17 protein-coding genes and 1 pseudogene are annotated in these 16,688 nt (G+C 71.7%); 12 read left to right on the top strand and 6 right to left on the bottom strand.

Features of this window, described 5'->3' with window-relative positions; translation table 11 throughout:
• Positions 1 to 2 precede the first annotated feature (2 nt).
• Positions 3 to 941 carry an IclR family transcriptional regulator gene (locus VYL96_RS12500; RefSeq protein ID WP_131886001.1) on the bottom strand — a complete coding sequence of 313 codons (939 nt, stop codon included), beginning with the start codon at positions 939 to 941 and terminating at the stop codon, positions 3 to 5.
• A gap of 165 nt (positions 942 to 1,106) precedes the next feature.
• Between VYL96_RS12500 and cysD the strand changes: the two genes are divergently transcribed.
• Genes cysD through VYL96_RS12485 form a run of 3 tightly spaced genes read left to right on the top strand, consistent with a single transcriptional unit; the run spans position 1,107 to position 4,865 of the window.
• Positions 1,107 to 2,024 carry a sulfate adenylyltransferase subunit CysD gene (cysD, locus tag VYL96_RS12495; RefSeq protein WP_108848031.1) on the top strand — a complete coding sequence of 306 codons (918 nt, stop codon included), beginning with the start codon at positions 1,107 to 1,109 and terminating at the stop codon, positions 2,022 to 2,024.
• Complete coding sequence (cysN, locus tag VYL96_RS12490; RefSeq protein ID WP_131886000.1) at positions 2,024 to 3,934, top strand: sulfate adenylyltransferase subunit CysN; 1,911 nt, start codon at positions 2,024 to 2,026, stop codon at positions 3,932 to 3,934. Before cysD ends, cysN begins: the two co-directional genes overlap by 1 nt.
• A 4-nt stretch (positions 3,935 to 3,938) precedes the next feature.
• Positions 3,939 to 4,865 carry a sulfite exporter TauE/SafE family protein gene (locus tag VYL96_RS12485; protein WP_131885999.1) on the top strand — a complete coding sequence of 309 codons (927 nt, stop codon included), beginning with the start codon at positions 3,939 to 3,941 and terminating at the stop codon, positions 4,863 to 4,865.
• Positions 4,866 to 5,260: 395 nt separating this feature from the next.
• Here VYL96_RS12485 and VYL96_RS12480 read toward each other — a convergent pair whose 3' ends face one another.
• Both VYL96_RS12480 and VYL96_RS12475 read right to left on the bottom strand, forming a co-directional pair.
• Complete coding sequence (locus VYL96_RS12480) at positions 5,261 to 5,743, bottom strand: RrF2 family transcriptional regulator (protein ID WP_061229346.1); 483 nt, start codon at positions 5,741 to 5,743, stop codon at positions 5,261 to 5,263.
• A 153-nt stretch (positions 5,744 to 5,896) separates the two neighbouring features.
• Complete coding sequence (locus VYL96_RS12475; protein WP_131885998.1) at positions 5,897 to 6,832, bottom strand: sulfite exporter TauE/SafE family protein; 936 nt, start codon at positions 6,830 to 6,832, stop codon at positions 5,897 to 5,899.
• A 230-nt stretch (positions 6,833 to 7,062) separates the two neighbouring features.
• Between VYL96_RS12475 and VYL96_RS12470 the strand changes: the two genes are divergently transcribed.
• Together VYL96_RS12470 and VYL96_RS12465 are read left to right on the top strand one after the other, a co-directional pair.
• Positions 7,063 to 7,278, top strand: coding sequence for a hypothetical protein (locus tag VYL96_RS12470; RefSeq protein WP_139019082.1), 216 nt, complete (start codon positions 7,063 to 7,065; stop codon positions 7,276 to 7,278).
• A gap of 19 nt (positions 7,279 to 7,297) precedes the next feature.
• Entirely contained in the window at positions 7,298 to 8,119 is an 822-nt protein-coding gene (locus VYL96_RS12465; protein ID WP_131885997.1) for a 3'(2'),5'-bisphosphate nucleotidase CysQ, read from the top strand.
• Positions 8,120 to 8,129: 10 nt separating this feature from the next.
• On the opposite strand, the gene VYL96_RS12460 is transcribed toward VYL96_RS12465, so the two are convergent.
• From VYL96_RS12460 to VYL96_RS12450, 3 genes and pseudogenes are all read right to left on the bottom strand, one after another.
• Positions 8,130 to 8,654: a Rossmann-fold NAD(P)-binding domain-containing protein gene (locus VYL96_RS12460; RefSeq protein ID WP_243699736.1), complete on the bottom strand. Its 525-nt coding sequence runs from the start codon at positions 8,652 to 8,654 to the stop codon at positions 8,130 to 8,132.
• Positions 8,655 to 8,688: 34 nt separating this feature from the next.
• A pseudogene (locus VYL96_RS12455) lies at positions 8,689 to 8,781 on the bottom strand (NAD-dependent epimerase/dehydratase family protein); the annotation flags it as partial.
• A gap of 189 nt (positions 8,782 to 8,970) precedes the next feature.
• Positions 8,971 to 9,369, bottom strand: coding sequence for a hypothetical protein (locus VYL96_RS12450; RefSeq protein ID WP_131885996.1), 399 nt, complete (start codon positions 9,367 to 9,369; stop codon positions 8,971 to 8,973).
• A 211-nt stretch (positions 9,370 to 9,580) separates the two neighbouring features.
• Here VYL96_RS12450 and VYL96_RS12445 point away from each other — a divergent pair, with 211 nt between their 5' ends.
• From VYL96_RS12445 to VYL96_RS12415, 7 genes are all read left to right on the top strand, one after another.
• Positions 9,581 to 10,654: a YihY/virulence factor BrkB family protein gene (locus tag VYL96_RS12445; RefSeq protein ID WP_131885995.1), complete on the top strand. Its 1,074-nt coding sequence runs from the start codon at positions 9,581 to 9,583 to the stop codon at positions 10,652 to 10,654.
• A 321-nt stretch (positions 10,655 to 10,975) separates the two neighbouring features.
• Positions 10,976 to 12,097, top strand: coding sequence for a YihY/virulence factor BrkB family protein (locus VYL96_RS12440; protein ID WP_243699727.1), 1,122 nt, complete (start codon positions 10,976 to 10,978; stop codon positions 12,095 to 12,097).
• A 34-nt stretch (positions 12,098 to 12,131) separates the two neighbouring features.
• A complete protein-coding gene (locus tag VYL96_RS12435) occupies positions 12,132 to 13,073 on the top strand; it encodes a hypothetical protein (protein ID WP_165928501.1) in 942 nt (313 codons plus the stop codon).
• Positions 13,074 to 13,083: 10 nt separating this feature from the next.
• Entirely contained in the window at positions 13,084 to 14,112 is a 1,029-nt protein-coding gene (gene rfbB / locus VYL96_RS12430) for a dTDP-glucose 4,6-dehydratase (RefSeq protein WP_131885994.1), read from the top strand.
• A 16-nt stretch (positions 14,113 to 14,128) separates the two neighbouring features.
• Positions 14,129 to 15,010 (top strand): glucose-1-phosphate thymidylyltransferase RfbA, encoded by an 882-nt coding sequence (gene rfbA, locus VYL96_RS12425; protein ID WP_131885993.1) that lies wholly within the window; start codon positions 14,129 to 14,131, stop codon positions 15,008 to 15,010.
• Positions 15,007 to 16,110 (top strand): SDR family oxidoreductase, encoded by a 1,104-nt coding sequence (locus VYL96_RS12420; protein WP_243699726.1) that lies wholly within the window; start codon positions 15,007 to 15,009, stop codon positions 16,108 to 16,110. Before rfbA ends, VYL96_RS12420 begins: the two co-directional genes overlap by 4 nt.
• On the top strand, positions 16,107 to 16,688 hold the full coding sequence (locus VYL96_RS12415; protein ID WP_131885992.1) for a YdcF family protein: 582 nt from the start codon (positions 16,107 to 16,109) through the stop codon (positions 16,686 to 16,688). The genes VYL96_RS12420 and VYL96_RS12415 overlap by 4 nt, the downstream gene beginning before the upstream one ends.

The following is a 16,688-nucleotide window of genomic DNA, read 5'->3' as shown; positions in this document are numbered from 1 at the left end:
CGTCAGGAGCGGCTCGCCGCGTGGGCCGGGTGGACGAGGTGGGAGGGGAGGGCGGCCGTCCGCGCCGCGGGCGGACGCGAGGCGAGGCGGGCGGAGACGTCGGCCGCGCACTCCGTCACGGCCTCGACAGCCCGGGAGACCGCACGGCCCGTCATCCGGCGACCCGGGGCGACGGCCACGGACCCGACCGCCCGCCCGTCGGCCCGCAGCACCGGTGCCGCCACCGAGGCCACGGCCAGGTCCGCGGCGCCGCCGAGTTCGGCGTCGGTCACGTCGATCTCCGAGAGTTCGACGAACAGCTCGGACACGCGGTCGCGGACCAGGGCGCCGATGCCGGAGGTCTCCAACGAGTCGGCCATCCGAAGCAGCTCGCGGCGGGCGGGGGTGAGCCGCTCGATGGACCAGCCACGTCGCGCGATCTGCGGGAGCACCACCTCGAGCCGGTCGCGCGCGGCGGTGGTCAGCCCCGCCGCGTCGGCCAGCCACTGACGTTGCTCGCCCAGGGGTAGTCGGGCCGCCAGCTCGCGGGCGAACGGGGCGCGCACCGGCACCACGTGGCCGACGGGCAGCGCCTCCCGGGAAGCGGTGCGCATGCCGGCGCCGACCGAGTCGACGACCTCGGCCATCCCGTCGCGGACCTCGAACACCACCGCCGCGATCCCGGTGGCGTCCGCCAGGGCCTCGAGCGGCTGGCGCGCGGCCCGGACCAGGTCGACCTCCGTGGCCAGCGCCGCGCCCACCTCGCGCAGTGCCGGCCCGGCCCGCCACCCGGCCCGCGTCTTCTCCGCCCACCCCTGGGCGTCCATCTCCGCGAGGACCGCGTGGAGGGTGGATCGGCTGGCCCCGGTCAGTCGCGCGATCTCTGACAGGGGCAGGGGCGGGCCGTCGGTGGCGAGCGCCTGGAGAACCGAGATCACCCGATGGGTCGGCTCGTGTCGCATATGCGGCATCTTATGTCGAATAGCCGACGATCCGGGGGTGATTGGCCTCACCGAGATGGAAATCCGGGCGGGGCGGGCGCAGGATGGGGCGGACGCCCGAAGGTAGACAGACCTGTCTGCCCCGCTGTCCGGTCCGCCGGGCCAGCCCACGACACTGGAGGTCGCATGACGACGAGGTCGGCGGTGACGCTCTCGCATCTCGACGCGCTCGAGGCGGAGTCCGTCCACATCTTCCGCGAGGTAGCCGCGCAGTTCGAACGCCCGGGGATGCTCTTCTCCGGCGGCAAGGACTCGGTGGTGATGTTCCACCTCGCCCGCAAGGCCTTCTGGCCCGCGCCCATGCCGTTCCCGCTCATGCACGTCGACACCGGGCACAACTTCGACGAGGTCATCGAGTACCGCGACCGCGTGGTCGCCGAGACCGGCGTCCAGCTGCTCGTCTCCCACGTCCAGGACGACATCGACGCCGGCCGCGTGGTCGAGGACACCGGGGTGGGCGCGAGCCGCAACCGCCTCCAGACCACCGCCCTGCTGCGCGGGATCCAGGAGAACCGCTTCGACGCCGTCTTCGGTGGCGCCCGCCGCGACGAGGAGAAGGCCCGCGCCAAGGAGCGCGTCTTCTCCTTCCGCGACGCGTTCGGCGCCTGGGACCCGCGCGCGCAGCGGCCCGAGCTGTGGAAGCTCTACAACGGCAAGCATCGCAAGGGTGAGCACATCCGCGTGTTCCCGCTGTCCAACTGGACCGAGCTGGACATCTGGCAGTACATCGAGCGCGAGGACATCGACCTGCCGCCGATCTACTACGCCCACGAGCGCGAGGTCATCGAGCGCGACGGCATGCTCCTCGCCAAGACCCGCTTCCTGGAGACGCTGCCGCACGAGGAGGCGCGCACCGAGCTCGTGCGTTTCCGCACCGTCGGCGACGCCACCTGCACGGGCTGCGTCGAGTCCGACGCCGCCGACAACGCCGCCGTCGTCGCCGAGGTCGCGGGCACCCGCGTCACCGAACGCGGCGCCACCCGCGCCGATGACCGGATCTCCGAGGCCGGCATGGAAGACCGCAAGAAGGAGGGCTACTTCTGATGAGCACCCCCACCACGGACACCGCGCCGGCCACCGCCGAGAGCGCGGCCGACCAGTTGCAGACCATGGCCGAGCACGCGCAGCTCCTGCGCATCGCGACCGCCGGCTCCGTCGACGACGGCAAGTCGACGCTCATCGGCCGACTGCTGTTCGACTCCAAGGGCATCTTCGAGGACCAACTCGCCTCCATCGAGGCCACCTCCGCCAAGCGCGGCGACGAGTACACCGACCTCGCGCTGCTCACCGACGGGCTGCGGTCCGAGCGCGAGCAGGGCATCACGATCGACGTCGCCTACCGCTACTTCTCGACCCCGCGGCGCAAGTTCATCATCGCGGACACCCCGGGCCACGTGCAGTACACGCGCAACATGGTCACCGGTGCCTCGACCGCGGACGTGGCGATCATCCTCGTCGACGCCCGCAAGGGAGTGCTCGAGCAGACCCGCCGCCACGCCTTCCTGTCCGCACTGCTGGGCATCCCGCGCCTGGTCGTGGCGGTGAACAAGATGGACCTCATCGACTACGACGAGGCCACGTTCGAGGCGATCCGCGCCGAGTTCACCGACTTCGCCGCCAAGCTCGAGGTCCACGACGTCACCTTCGTGCCGCTCTCGGCGCTCAGGGGCGACAACGTCGTGGAGCGGTCGGACGCCATGCCCTGGTACACGGGCCCGGCGCTGCTCGACCACCTCGAGAACGTGCACATCGCCTCGGACCGCAACCTCACCGACGTCCGGTTCCCGGTGCAGTACGTGATCCGCCCCCAGCGCGCCGACGGGTTGGATCACCGGTCCTTCGCCGGGACCGTCGCGGGTGGGATCATCAAGGTCGACGACGACGTGGTGGTCATGCCGTCCGGTCGGCAGTCCACCGTCAAGGCGATCTGGGGCCCGGGCGGAGTGGAGCTCGACGAGGCCGCCGCTCCCGCCGCGGTGACGATCGCGCTCAACGACGAGATCGACATCGTCCGCGGCGAGATGATCGCCCGGCCCGGCAACCGGCCGCACCAGGGCACCGAGCTCGAGGCCATGGTCTGCTGGTTCGCCGACGACACGACCCTCGAGACCAACAAGCGCTACATCGTCAAGCACACGACGCGCGAGACCAAGGCGATCGTGACGGGGATGGAGTACCGGCTCGACGTCAACACGCTGCACCGTGACCCCGACTCCACCGAGCTCCAGCTCAACGAGATCGGGCGCATCGGGCTTCGGACGCAGACGCCGCTGATGTACGACCCCTACCGTCGCAACCGCGACACGGGCGCGTTCATCCTCGTGGATGAGATCACCGGGAACACGGTGGGTGCGGGCATGATCATCGGGCCCGCCACCACCGGGTCCAACGTCGTCTGGCACGCCGGGGCCGTCCAGCGCGGCGACCGCGGCCAGGGCCGCACCCTGTGGCTGACGGGCCTGTCGGGCTCGGGCAAGTCGACCATCGCCTCCGAGGTCGAGCGTCTGCTCATCGAGTCCGGTCATCCGGCGTACATCCTCGACGGCGACAACCTGCGTCACGGCCTCAATGCCGACCTCGGGTTCTCGGCCGAGGACCGGGCGGAGAACATCCGCCGCACCGCCGAGGTGGCGGCGCTGTTCGCCGATGCCGGCGTCGTCGTCATCTGTTCCCTCATCTCGCCCATGCGCGCCGACCGGGACGCGGCGCGCCAGGTCCACGCCAAGGCCGACCTGCCGTTCACCGAGGTGTTCGTGGACACCCCGCTGGCCGAGTGCGAGGCCCGCGACCCCAAGGGCCTCTACGCCAAGGCGCGCGCGGGCGAAATCGCCGAGTTCACCGGCGTCTCCGCGCCGTACGAGCCGCCGCTGACCCCGGACCTGCACATCCGTCCCGAGGACGGCACCGCAGAAGAGGTCGCGCAGCGGATCCTCAGCTCCATCCTGGGAATCTGAGCCGGTGCCCGAGGCCCTGTGGACCTACGACTCGCTCGGCCTGCTGGTCGTCAGCGCCGTCATCGGCGTGGTGATCGGCCTGACGGGGATGGGCGGCGGCGCACTCATGACGCCGGCGCTCATCCTCGTGGGCATCCCACCGACGGCGGCCGTCGCCAACGACCTGGTTGTCAACGCGGTCAACAAGGTCGTGGGCGCGGGCGTGCACTGGAGGCACGGTAAACCCAATCTCAAGATCGCCCTCTGGCTGATCATCGGCTCGGTGCCGACGGCGTACCTCGGCGCGTGGCTCGTGCACGCGTTCGGTGCCGAGGACGTGCAGGGGATGCTGAAGAAGGCCATCGGCGCGACCCTCATCGTGGCGTCGACGGCCTACTTCCTGCGGGCGTTCTTCGAGATGTCCGGGCGCATCCGCACCGGTGACGATCCGGACCCGCCGGTCAAGCCGGTGCTCACGCTGCTCGTCGGCGTGATCGGCGGACTGATGGTGGGCATCACCTCGGTGGGCTCGGGCACCGTCATCATGATGTGCATCATGCTGCTCTACCCGACGCTCGCCGCGCTGCGGCTGGTGGGTACCGACCTCGTGCAGGCGGTCCCGCTGGTCATCGCGGCCGCGATCGGGCACGTCATGGTGACCGGCGTCGACTGGAATCTGCTCGTGCCGCTGCTCATCGGCGGGGCGATCGGCACGTTCTTCGGCTCCAGGTTCGCCGGGCGCGTGCCGGGTGGGCTCATCCGCCGCGGCATCACGATCGTGCTCGCCGTGACGGCCTCGGCCATGCTCGGCGCCTCGCCATTGTTGATCGGAATCATCACGCTGGTGCTGGTCGTGGGCGGCCCGTTGGTCTGGAAGGCGCTCGTGCGCCGGTTCTCGGTGCACCTCGACCGGCCGGCGGTGCAGCAGCCCGGGGCGTCGACTCACGCCTGAGCCGGGCATCGCCGGGCCAGCCGCACCCCTACCCGCAGCCGCTCCCCGGGATGGCGTCTCGCGCGCACCAGATGCGCAGCCGCTCCCCGGGATGGCGTCTCGCGCGCACCAGATGCGCAGCCGCTCCCCGGGATGGCGTCTCGCGCGCACCGCGGGGTGGGCGAGACGCCATGGCGAGGAGCGGCTGTGTTGTGGGCGGGCAGGGGCTGGGGCGAGACGCCATCTTCAGGAGCGGCTGCGGTACGGAAGCTGTGCGCGGGCGTACCGCGGGGCGGGCGAGACGCCATCTTGTGGGGCGGCTGCCCATTGGGCCGGTTCCGGCTGCGCATCGGGCTAGTGCCGACTGCGCATGGGCCGGTGCCGGGCTGCGATGCGGGCCGTGGGTCGAGCGGTGTCTAGCGGGGCTCCCAGGCGTCGGTGTCCAGCGTGAGCTCGTGAACCTCTCCCGGCAGGTGCCCGGCGGCCAGGTCGGCGATCGTCACCGCGTCCATCACCCGGCGCAGCGCCGCCCGCGACGCGATCCACACGTGCTGCAGCACCGCCGCGCGCTCGTTGTAGACCACCGCCTCCGGCCGGACGTCGTAAACGCTGACCAGTGGCCCGTCGACGGCCCGCATCACGTCGGCGACCGTGATCTCGCCGGCGTCCCGGCCGAGGAACCACCCACCGGTCTTGCCGCGACGGCTGGCGACCAGGCCCGCGCGACGCAGGTCCGAGAGGATCGCCTGGAGGAAGCCGTGCGGGATGTCCTGCAGCCGCCCCAGTTCCTCCGCGCTGACCGGGCTGTCCCTCGGGTCGCGGGCGGGGTCGTCGCTGCGGGCCGCCGCGAGTTCGACGAGCGCACGCAACGCGTAGTCGGACTTGGCGGTGACCCTCATGGGACACAGTCTCCCAGAGCCCCCGCCTCGGGCGAGTGGGGAGTGGCGTGGGAGAAGTGGCCGGGGTCGGCGTGAGCTACTCGGTCGACCGTCCAATTGGACGAACGACCAAGTGGCACCGCCAGGGAGACAGGCATTGTGCGCGCTCACATCTCAGGCGCGAACGGGAGCCTGTCCCGCGCTATCCGTGGGGGCGGGGCGGTCGGAGGTGCTGAGCTCGTCGTCGTCGCCCCGGCTTCTCCTCTCGGCGAGAACGGCCCACGCGATCAGTCCGAACCAGACGGCGACCAGGGCGAGGAGGATCGGGTTGGTGGCCGCGGACGGCACCTCGGCCCAGAGCAGCAGGGTGCGCGCGTTGGTCACCACGATGAGGCCGCCGGCTGCGGTGCCGAGCACGCGCGCGGGCAGGTGCTTGACCAGCCACGCGGCAAACGGCGCGACGATCACGCCGCCGACGAGTAGCGCCAGCGCGTAACCCCAGTCGATCCCGGCGGCGCCCAGGCCGAGGAGAAAGCCGAGCGAGCCGCCCACGGCCACCACGAACTCCGAGGTGTCGATCGAGCCCACGACCTTGCGGGGTTCGACCCGGCCCGACGACAGTAGCGAGGTCGTCCCGACCGGGCCCCACCCGCCGCCACCGAGCGAGTCGAGCGTCCCGCCGACGAGGCCGAGGGGGACGAGGAAGCCCGTGCGAACGCGACCCTTGAACTCGGGGCGTCGGCCGCCGAGCGCGAGGAAGCGGTACAGGACGTAGAGGCCCAGCGCGAGAAGGATGACGCCCACGACCGGCTTGGCCACGTCGGCCGGGAGGCTGCTGAGGATGGTGGCGCCGGCGAACGCGCCGATCGCGCCCGGGACGGCGAGGATGCGCACGATCCGCCAATCCACGTTGCCGAGTTTGTGGTGGGAGAAGCCCGACGCGAGGGTGGTGCCGATCTCGGCGAAGTGCACGGACGCCGACGCGGCCGCGGGTGCGATACCGGCCGCGACCAGCAGCGTCGTGGAGGTGACCCCGTAGGCCATGCCCAGGGAGCCGTCGATGAGTTGGGCTATGGCGCCGACCATGCCGAGCACGATGAGAGTCTTCACGGGCATCCCTTTGAGGTAGTGGGTTGATTAAGTCGAGTAAAACAGTAGACATAACGGTGCGGCCTTGTCTAGACCGATCTGTCTGTTCGCCCGACTCCGCCGTCGCCCCGCGGGGTCGGAGCCGGTCGGTGCGATGCAAACGCATGACACCACTTCCGCCGATAAGAGATTTGTGACAATATAGGCGGACCGCGCTGGCTAGGGGGCCGGCGCCATGCTCGAGGAGACCCATGAACGAGGTCGGAGAGCGCGTGTGCTTTGTCGAGGAGACCGCAGACGGGGCCATCTGGGGTTGCCAGCGCTGCGGGGCCCGGAGCGGCACGTTGCCGTCACGGGGGGCGGCCCGGGTGGCGGCCGACGCGCATCGTTGCCCGGATCAGCCCGCCCGCGTGGTGCGCGAGTACGGACACGGTCGGCGCAGGGGACTCCGGTCGCGCTGGCGGTGATCCTCCTAGTCTGGAGGCCATGACCTCCGCCACGCGCACCCCGGACCAGCAGCTCGCCGTCGACCTCGCCACGGACGCCGGCCGTCTGCTGGTGGAACTGCGGTCCTCCGGGCCCACCGGGCGTACGCTCGGCGACATCGGCGACCGCCGGGCCAACGAGCTCCTGCTCGAGCGGCTCGCCGACGCACGTCCGGAGGACGCCGTCCTGTCCGAGGAGTCCAAGGACGATCTCTCCCGCGTGGACGCCGACCGCGTGTGGATCATCGACCCCGTCGACGGCACCCGCGAGTACGGGCTCGGCGACCGCCCCGACTGGGCCGTGCACGTGGCGCTGTGGGAGCGCGACGGCGACCCTGCGACATCACGACTCACCGCAGCCGCGGTCGGGTTACCGGCGCTCGGGGTGGTGTGTGGGGTCGACGACGACGAGATCTACGCCGCACCCGTGGGCAACGGCGGGGTGCACGGGGGAGGCCTTCTTCCCCCTCGTACGGGCTCCCGGCCGAGGATCGTCCTCTCGGCCTCCCGCCCGCCCGCGTTCGCCCGTGCCGTGGCCGGCGCGGTGGACGGGGACCTGGTGCCGTTGGGCTCGGCCGGCGCCAAGGCGGCTGCCGTCGTCCGCGGCGAGGCCGACGCCTACATCCACGCGGGCGGGCAGTACCAGTGGGACTCCGCGGCCCCTGCCGGGGTCGCACTGGCCCGCGGGCTCGTGGCGGTGCGGATCGACGGCTCCCCGCTCGAGTACAACGTCGCGGAGACCTACCTGCCTGACCTCGTCGTGTGCCGCGCCGACCTCGCCGACGCGATCCTCGGTGCGATCGCCGACACCGACCCGGCCTGAGTCGCAGCGGCTACGGCAGTCGCCGGACGTCGACCGCGCCGCCGCGGCGCAGCCCCGCCAGCGCGCCGAGCAGGGTCCGTCTGCGCAGCGGTGGTGACGAGCCGGACCGGCCCGCGACGATCGCGTCGATCACCTCGCGCAGTGCCTCGTCCGCCGCGACCGTGGGGCGCCAGCCGAGTTCCGCGCGGGCGCGGGTGGTGTGCATGAGCGGGGCGCCGAACGCCAGATCGACCCATCCGATGCTGACCGGCTGGAGGTGCAGCAGCCAGCTGATGTGGACGAGCTGACGCAACACGCGATAGGGCAGGTGTACCGGCCGCGCCCGGAGCGACCGCGCGGGAGTGAGCGCCGGAGTGAAGTAGCGGAGCAGACCCGAGGCGGCCTCTGCGTGAACGATGAAGGCGGGCCGGATGCGGGCGATGGTCGGGGTGCCGGGATGGTTGCGCTCGTGCCGGTCCAGCAGTTGTTCCGCGGGTGCGGCACGCCCGCCAGTCGGCAGGCGCGTACGAGAGGTCGACGCGATGCCAGGAGGCACCGCTGTACGGAGGGGTGGCGGGTGGGATGCGGCGACACAGGCCCACCACGTCGTGGCCGTCGGCCAGCAGCCTCCGCACCAGCGGGGTGCCCACGTTGCCGCTCGCGCCGGTGACGACGATCCGCATCCGGCGGGCCGGGGAATCTGGCTCCGGGTTCTGCGTCATCGCCCCATGGTCGGATACGCGAATGGGCTTCGCATCCGGACCGCGTCGGCACCCGGTCGCGGGACGACGGCCCGGCCCCGCGGGGGCGGGGCCGGGCCGTCTACTCGGCTTTCCGGCAGGCGTTCATCACCGCGCCCCGCCGGCCGGATCTCAGGAGTTGTCGATGACCAGCGCGCCGGCGATGGCGGCCATGAACGCGTCCTTGGCCAGGGACATGCCCTCCTGGCTGGGGCGAATGCCGTCGGACTCGGTCATGTCCGGGTTGCGGAAGTACATCGCCAGCAGGCCCGCCGAGAAGACGCCGAGCGCCGCGCCGGCGATCCGGCGGGGTACCACCGGGGTGAGCAGCGCGGCACCGATGCCGATCTCCGAGTAGGCGACGAACTTGCCGAAGGTGTCCGGATCCATCTGGTTCACGGCGGGCACGCCCGTGGCGGCGAAGCCCTGCAGGCCCTGCGCGGCCTCGGTGGGCATCCCCCGCTTGCTCAGGCCGGAATTGAGGACGAAAGCGCCGGTGACGCCGCGGAGGATCGCGTTGGACAGGCTCATCGGTTTCTCCTTTGATCGTTGTCGCGTGTGCGTTCGTGCACCACTTTGGTGACGTGACACCGAACAGGGTAGCCCACCGAGTCCGGACGCCACATCACAGGGGAGCCACGGTATCCCTCGGCGCTCCCGAGCGCACGGCCGCGCGCGTCCGCGACGATGCGGGCCGCGACGCGGATGCGGAACGCCCCCGGTGGTGCGAGAGTCTGAAGATATGAGTACGACGAGTCGCAATATCACCAACAAGCCCGGGTCGGATGCCGACCCCGATCACGGTAAGCCCGAGTCGCCCACCAAGCTCACCGGTGGCGCCTGGAAGGTCGGCCTCAAACGCGCCGCCGGGGAGTTCTCCAAGGACAACTGCACCGACCTCGCGGCATCGCTCACCTACTTCGCCGTCCTGTCGCTGTTCCCGGCACTTCTCGCCGTGGTCTCCCTGCTAGGCGTGTTCGGTCAGGGGCAGGCCACGGTCGACGCCGTGATGAGTCTCGTCGAGGGCTCGGTACCGGAGCAGACCCTCAACGAGCTCCGCGGGCCCATCGAGGGCCTGGTCAACACCCCGGCCGCCGGGATCGCCCTGATCACCGGTGTTCTCGGCGCCCTCTGGACGGCCTCCGGGTATGTGGGCGCCTTCGGTCGCGCCATGAACCGCATCTACGAGGTCGAGGAGGGGCGCCCCTTCTGGAAGCTCAAGCCCATGATGATCCTGCTCACCGCCGTGTTGCTGATCCTGGTCGCCCTGGCCGGCGTGATGTTGGTCGTCAGCGGGCCGATCGCCGAGTGGGTGGGTGACCTGATCGGCCTCGGCTCGACAGCGGTCACCGTGTGGGGCATCGCCAAGTGGCCGGCGCTGGTCCTCATCGTCGTCGTCATCCTCGCGGTCCTCTACGGGTTCGCCCCGAACGTCAAGCAGCCCAAGTTCCGCTGGATCTCGGTCGGCGCGGTGGTCGCCCTGGCGGTGTGGGGGCTCGCTACTGTCGGCTTCTTCTTCTACGTGTCCAACTTCGGCAGTTACAACGCCACCTACGGTTCGCTGGCCGGCGTCATCGTCTTCCTGCTGTGGCTGTGGATCACCAACAACGCCTTCCTGTTCGGTGCAGAGGTCGACGCCGAGATGGAGCGTGCCCGCGAGCTCCAAGCCGGCATGCACGCCGAGGAGAACATCCAGCTCCCGCCGCGCGACACCACCGCCAGCGACAAGGCGGCCGAGAAGCAGCAGAAGGCCATCGACGAGGCCGCAGACGTCCGGCGCGAGGCCCAGGCGGAGCAGGCCCGCAACCGCGACTGACCCGCCCGGCCCGGTGCGCCTGCGTTCGGTCAGGTTGTCGCCTGCGTTCGGCCCGCCCGCGCACCCGGTCCGTCACGCGCGCGCATCCGCTCCTGGCGATGGCGTCTCGCTCCCGCGCATGTACGCGACATCTGCAGCTGCTCCCGGGCATGGCGTCTCGCACACCCCGCGGTGCGCGCGAGACGCCATGCCCGGGAGCGGCTGTGGGCGGGCAGGCGAAATCGGGCCACGGGTCCGCCGGCTTCGGGCCTGCCGACCCCGGGCGGGCAGGTTCGCGGCGAGGCTGGCGCGGGACGGGTCGACAGCGACCACAATCGGGGTATGACTACTTCGGACCGGCCCGCTGCCACCATCCGCAGAGGACTGCGCACCGTTCGCATGGTGCTCGTCCGCTCGGTTGCTGAGTTCCTCCGCGACCGCGGCCCAGACCTCGCCGGTTCGCTCACCTACTACGGCGTCCTCTCGCTGTTCCCGGCGGTGCTGGTGGTGGTGTCGTTGCTCGGCGTTTTCGGGCAGGGCTCCAGAACGGTCGATGCGGTGATGGACATGCTCTCCGACGTCGCGCCGCCGGAGGTGCTCGATCCCGTCCGCGAGCCGGTCGAGGCGTTGGTCACGACCCCGGCCGCGGGCACCGCGCTCATCGTGGGTACGGCGGTCGCGCTGTGGTCGGCGTCGCGATACGTGCGGGCGCTCGGCAGAGCCATGAACGCGATGTTCGGCATCGAGGAAGGGCGGCCGCCGTGGCGACTGCTGCCCGCTGGTCTCGCGCTGACCGCTCTGCTGGTCGTCCTGGTCGCCATCGGCGGGGTGGCCCTGGCGTTCAGTGGCCCGGTGGCGGAGACGGTGGGCGGCTGGATCGGGCTCGGGAGCACGGCGCTGGCCGTGTGGGGAGTGGCCAAGTGGCCGGCTGCCGTGGTCGCAATGATCTTGGCGTTGGCGATCCTCTACCGGTTCGCGCCCAACATCTCCGGGCGCCCTTTCTCGTGGGTATCACTGGGGGCCGCGGCCGCGTTGGCGATCATGGGCGTCGCCACGGCCGGTCTGAGCTTCTTCGTCTCCAACTTCGGCAATTTCAACCGTGTGTACGGCTCGCTGGCCGGCGTCATCGTCTTCCTCCTGTGGCTATGGCTGGTCAACATGGCCGTGGTCTTCGGGGTGCGACTCGACGCAGAGGTGCTGAGGGTCCGGCAGCTGCGATCCGGCATCGCGGCCGAGGAGGTCATCCAGGTGACGCCGCGTGACACCCGGGCTTGCGAGTGGAAGAACCGCCGCCGCGAGAAGATGGTCGCGGAGTACCGGACGCTCCGGCGCGAGCGCGATGACGAGACCCGTCGCGACGGCGACACGACTCCCGACGACGAGGCAGGCGCCGATGGCGAGTCGACCGATCCGCCGCCGAGCGCGATCGCCGGGGCCGGCGGAGAGCAGCGCCGGGCCGAGTAGGGTGCGGGGCTGACCGCCGGCCGAGGAGCCCGCGATGACCGAGAACCGGCCAGCGCCCGACCTGCCCGCGATGACCGAGAACCGGCCAGCGCCCGACCTGCCCGTCCCCGAGGCCCCCACCACCGACGGCGTGCCGGAGATCTGGCGCCTCGACCATCCCGAGCACGGGGTCCTCGAGTTCGCGGTGGGCTCGCCGGAGGAACTCCGCACCGTCGACCCCGGGTACCCGCAGCGGAAGCCGCCGAAGAAGGGTGCCACCCCAGCGGCCGTCGCATCCCCGGGGTGTGCCCTGCTGCGTGACGGCGAGGTGGTCGCGCGCGCCCGGCAGATCAGTGACCGGCGCTTCTCGCTCACCGCGGACCCGCCGAAGCCGGGCGAGCACACCACCGCGCCGCCGATCTCGAGCCCGCGCATCCAGGTGCGCACGAACATGCTCCACACGGCGGTCCGCCAGGTGACGTTCCGCGAGGGCCGCGACGTCGTGCACTTCGACCCGCCGCCCGGATCCGCCGCCGAGGCCCGGCTGGAGGCGATCGCGTCGACGCCGTCGAAGCGCGCTGTCTACCCGGTCGCGGCGGGCATCGGCAGGTCGGGGTGGGCGATCGCGATGATCGTGCTGCTGCCCCTGATCGGCCGCCTCCTCGAGCCGGTGCTCGACTGGATCCTCGAGCGCATCCCGGACATTGACATCCCGTGGCCGGAGTTCTCCCTGCCGAGCATTCCGTGGCCGGACATCCCCTGGCCGGACATCACGTTGCCGTCGATCACCCTCCCGGAGATCTCGGTCCCGGGATGGGTGGAGTTCCTGATCGAGTACAGCAAGGTGTGGGTGCCGTTGCTGGCGGGCGTGGCGTTGGCGGTGGTGGCGGTGCGGCAGTCGCGCAGGTCGCGCGAGACCAAGTGTCGCTGGGCGGCAGGGCACCCGCCTTCGCAGGGCGGCGACGAGTCGTCGGGCGGCGGTCCGGCCGGGCGGTAGGGTTGTGCCCATGCGCCTCGTCGTCACCGGGGGAGCCGGGTTCATCGGCGCCAACTTCGTCCGCTCCGTCGTCCGCGAGTACCCGCAGGCCCACGTCACGGTGCTCGACTCCATGACGTACGCCGCCAATCGCGCGAACCTGGACGGGCTCCCCGCCGACCGGGTCCGGCTGGTGGAGGCGGACTGTGCGGACGCCGCGATCACGGACCGGTTGGTCTCCGAGCTGACGGGGCCGCGCGACGCGGTCGTGCACTTCGCGGCGGAGAGTCACAACGACAACTCGCTCGCCACGCCGTGGCCGTTCGTGCACTCGAACATCGTGGGCACGTACACGATCCTCGAGGCCTGCCGGCGCCACGACGTGCGCCTGCACCACGTCTCGACGGACGAGGTCTACGGGGACCTGGAACTGGACGACCCGGCCACGTTCACCCCGGCCACGGCGTACAACCCGTCGAGTCCGTACTCGGCGACCAAGGCGGGCGCGGACATGCTGGTGCGCGCGTGGGTCCGCAGCTTCGGGGTGCGCGCCACGATCAGCAACTGCTCGAACAACTACGGGCCCTACCAGCACGTGGAGAAGTTCATCCCGCGGCAGATCACCAACATCCTCGACGGTAGGCGGCCCCGCCTCTACGGCAGTGGAGCCAACGTGCGGGACTGGATCCACGTCGATGACCACAACTCCGCGGTCCTGCGCATCCTCGAGGCGGGCGAGCCGGGACGGACGTACCTCATCGGCGCCGACGGCGAGCGCTCCAACCTCGAGGTCATGCGGATGATCTGCGAGCTCATGGGCGTCTCGGGCACCGGCGGTGACCCGGGGTTCGACCACGTCACCGACCGCCCGGGCCACGACCTGCGCTACGCGATCGACGCCTCCGCCACCCGGGAGGAACTGGGCTGGGAGCCGCAGCACACGGACTTCCGCGAGGGCCTGCGGCAGACCATCGAGTGGTACGCCGCTCACCGCGACTGGTGGGAGCCGGTCAAGGAGCGGGTCGAAGCGACGTACGCCCGAACGGAGAAGGTCCTGTGACGGCGGGGGTGACGCGGTGAAGGGCATCGTCCTGGCCGGTGGCAGCGGCACCCGGCTGCGGCCGCTGACGTTGGCCACGAGCAAGCAGCTGGTGCCGGTGTACGACAAGCCGATGATCTACTACCCGCTGTCCACGCTCATGCTGGCGGGGATCCGCGACGTCCTCGTCATCACCACTCCCGAGGACGCCCCGCAGTTCCGGCGGTTGCTGGGCGACGGCAGCCAGTTCGGCATCACGCTGAGCTACGTCGAGCAGGCCGCTCCGGAGGGCCTGGCGCAGGCGTTCGTGCTGGGCGCGGACCACATCGGCGACGAGCCGGTCGCGTTGATCCTGGGCGACAACATCTTCTACGGCCCCGGCATGGGTACGCAGCTGCGCCGGTTCGCCGACCTCGACGGCGGCGCGGTGTTCGCCTACCGGGTGGCCGATCCGAGCCGGTACGGGGTGATCGACTTCGACGCCGACGGCCGCGCGATCAGCCTCGAGGAGAAGCCTGAGAACCCGTCGTCGGACTTCGCCGTGCCGGGCCTCTACTTCTATAGCGCGGACGTGGTGGACGTCGCGCGCGGGCTGGCCAGGTCGGCGCGCGGGGAGTACGAGATCACCGACATCAACCGGCACTACCTGGAGCAGGGCCGCCTGCAGGTCGAGGTGCTGCCGAGGGGTACCGCCTGGCTGGACACGGGCACCCACGATTCGCTGCTCGACGCGGGGAACTACGTCCGGACCATCGAAGACCGGCAGGGCCTGAAGATCGGCTGCCCGGAGGAGGTGGCGTGGCGGATGGGATATATCGACGACGACGAGCTCACCGATCGCGCGCACGCCCTGCAGAAGTCGGGGTACGGCCGGTATCTGCTGGATGTCCTACGCCGGGAGAAGGGGCGGAGACTGTGAACGCCGACGACGAGGGCGCCGCCGCCCGCCGGGACGCGCTGCCGCGCGTGCTGGTCACCGGCGGGCGCGGACAACTGGGTACGCACCTGCGGCTGGCCCACCCGGGCGAGGTGCTCGCGCCGGGCCGCGACGAGCTGGACATCACCCGGGCGGAGTCCGTGGCCGGGTATCTGGACCGTCACCAGCCGGCGGTGGTGATCAACGCGGCCGCGTACACCGACGTCGACGGCGCGGAGACCGACGAGTCGGGGGCGCACCTGGTCAACGTCGAAGGGCCGCGGATCCTCGCCGAGGCGTGCCGGGAACGCGGGCTGCGGCTGGTGCACGTCAGCACCGACTACGTCTTCTCCGGCGAGGTGCCGCGCGGCCGCGGCGGGGCGGGGCGGCCCGATCCCGCGACCGCGCCGGCGCTCGAGCCGACCGACGCCACCGACCCGGCCACCGTGTACGGCCGCACCAAGCTGGCCGGCGAGCACGCCGTCCTGGCCGCCCACCCCGAGGCGACGATCCTGCGCACGTCGTGGCTGTACACCGGGCCGGAACGGGAGCGGTGGGCGATCCCGGGCGGAGACTTCGTGGCGACCATGGCCCGACTCGAACGGGAGCGGGACGAGGTCAGCGTGGTCGACGACCAGTGGGGCTCACCCACGCACGCGCCCACGCTGGCGGCGGCGATCCTCGAGATGCTCGCCCGCGAGGCCGCCACCCGAGAGGCCGCCACGCACCACGCCGCCGGCGAGGCCGCCGCGCACGCGGGCACCGGAACCGACACCGCCGCTCCCGCCGTCGACAGCCCTGGGGTCGACACCCGTGGCCTCGTCCTGCACGCCGCCGGCGCGGGCCGCGCCACCTGGTACGAGGTCGCGCGCCGCACGTTCGCCTACCTCGGCGCCGACCCCGCCCGCGTCCGCCCCTGCACCACCGCCGACTTCCCCCGGCCCGCCCCGCGACCCGCGTTCTCGGTGCTGTCCGGGCGGGCCTGGGCGGCCGCCGGCCTGACGCCGCTGCCGGACTGGGACGACAGCCTGCGCGTCGCACTCGGAGCCGGGCCCGGGTCCAGGGGAGGGGACACCTCGTCGTCGTCACCCACACCGCGGTGACCCCGCGCCTCCACCGCCGATCCCGCCGCCGCGCCGTCCGCCGGGTCGCGATCGGCGTCGGCGCGGCCGTGGTCGTCGCCGCGCTCGCCCTCACCGCCTGGGGCGCGTTCCTCCTGCAGCCCCACGGCGACGAGCCGGTGCGCGCCGACGCGGTCGTCATGCTCGCCGGCGCCGACGACGGCCGACACCTCTACGCCCGCGACCTCGTCGAGGCCGGCTACGCCGACACCCTGCTGGTGAGCAACCCCGGCGGCAACTCCGAGACCGTCGCCCGCCGACTGTGCACGGGCATCGCCCGCCCCGCCGACGCCGAGGTGGTGTGCTTCTCGCCCGAGCCGCGGACCACGTGGGGCGAGGCGCTGACGGTGGACGCGATCGCGCGGGCCCGCGGGTGGGAGCGCGTCCTCGTCGTCACCAACCGCCCCCACACACTCCGCGCCGGGACGTGGATGCGCAACGCCACCGACCTGGACGTGCGGATGACGCCCATCGACCGGGTCGACCGCGCGATGCTGCCCGTGCACCTGGTGTGGGAGGTCGCCGGGTGGATCAAGGGCCGCGTCAACGGCCACTGGTGA

Origin of the sequence: Dietzia maris (genome assembly GCF_036287335.1) — a bacterium.
GTDB lineage: Bacteria > Actinomycetota > Actinomycetes > Mycobacteriales > Mycobacteriaceae > Dietzia > Dietzia cinnamea.
Note: the sequence above shows the minus strand (reverse complement) of the source record. Positions and strands in the feature narration are given on the sequence as shown.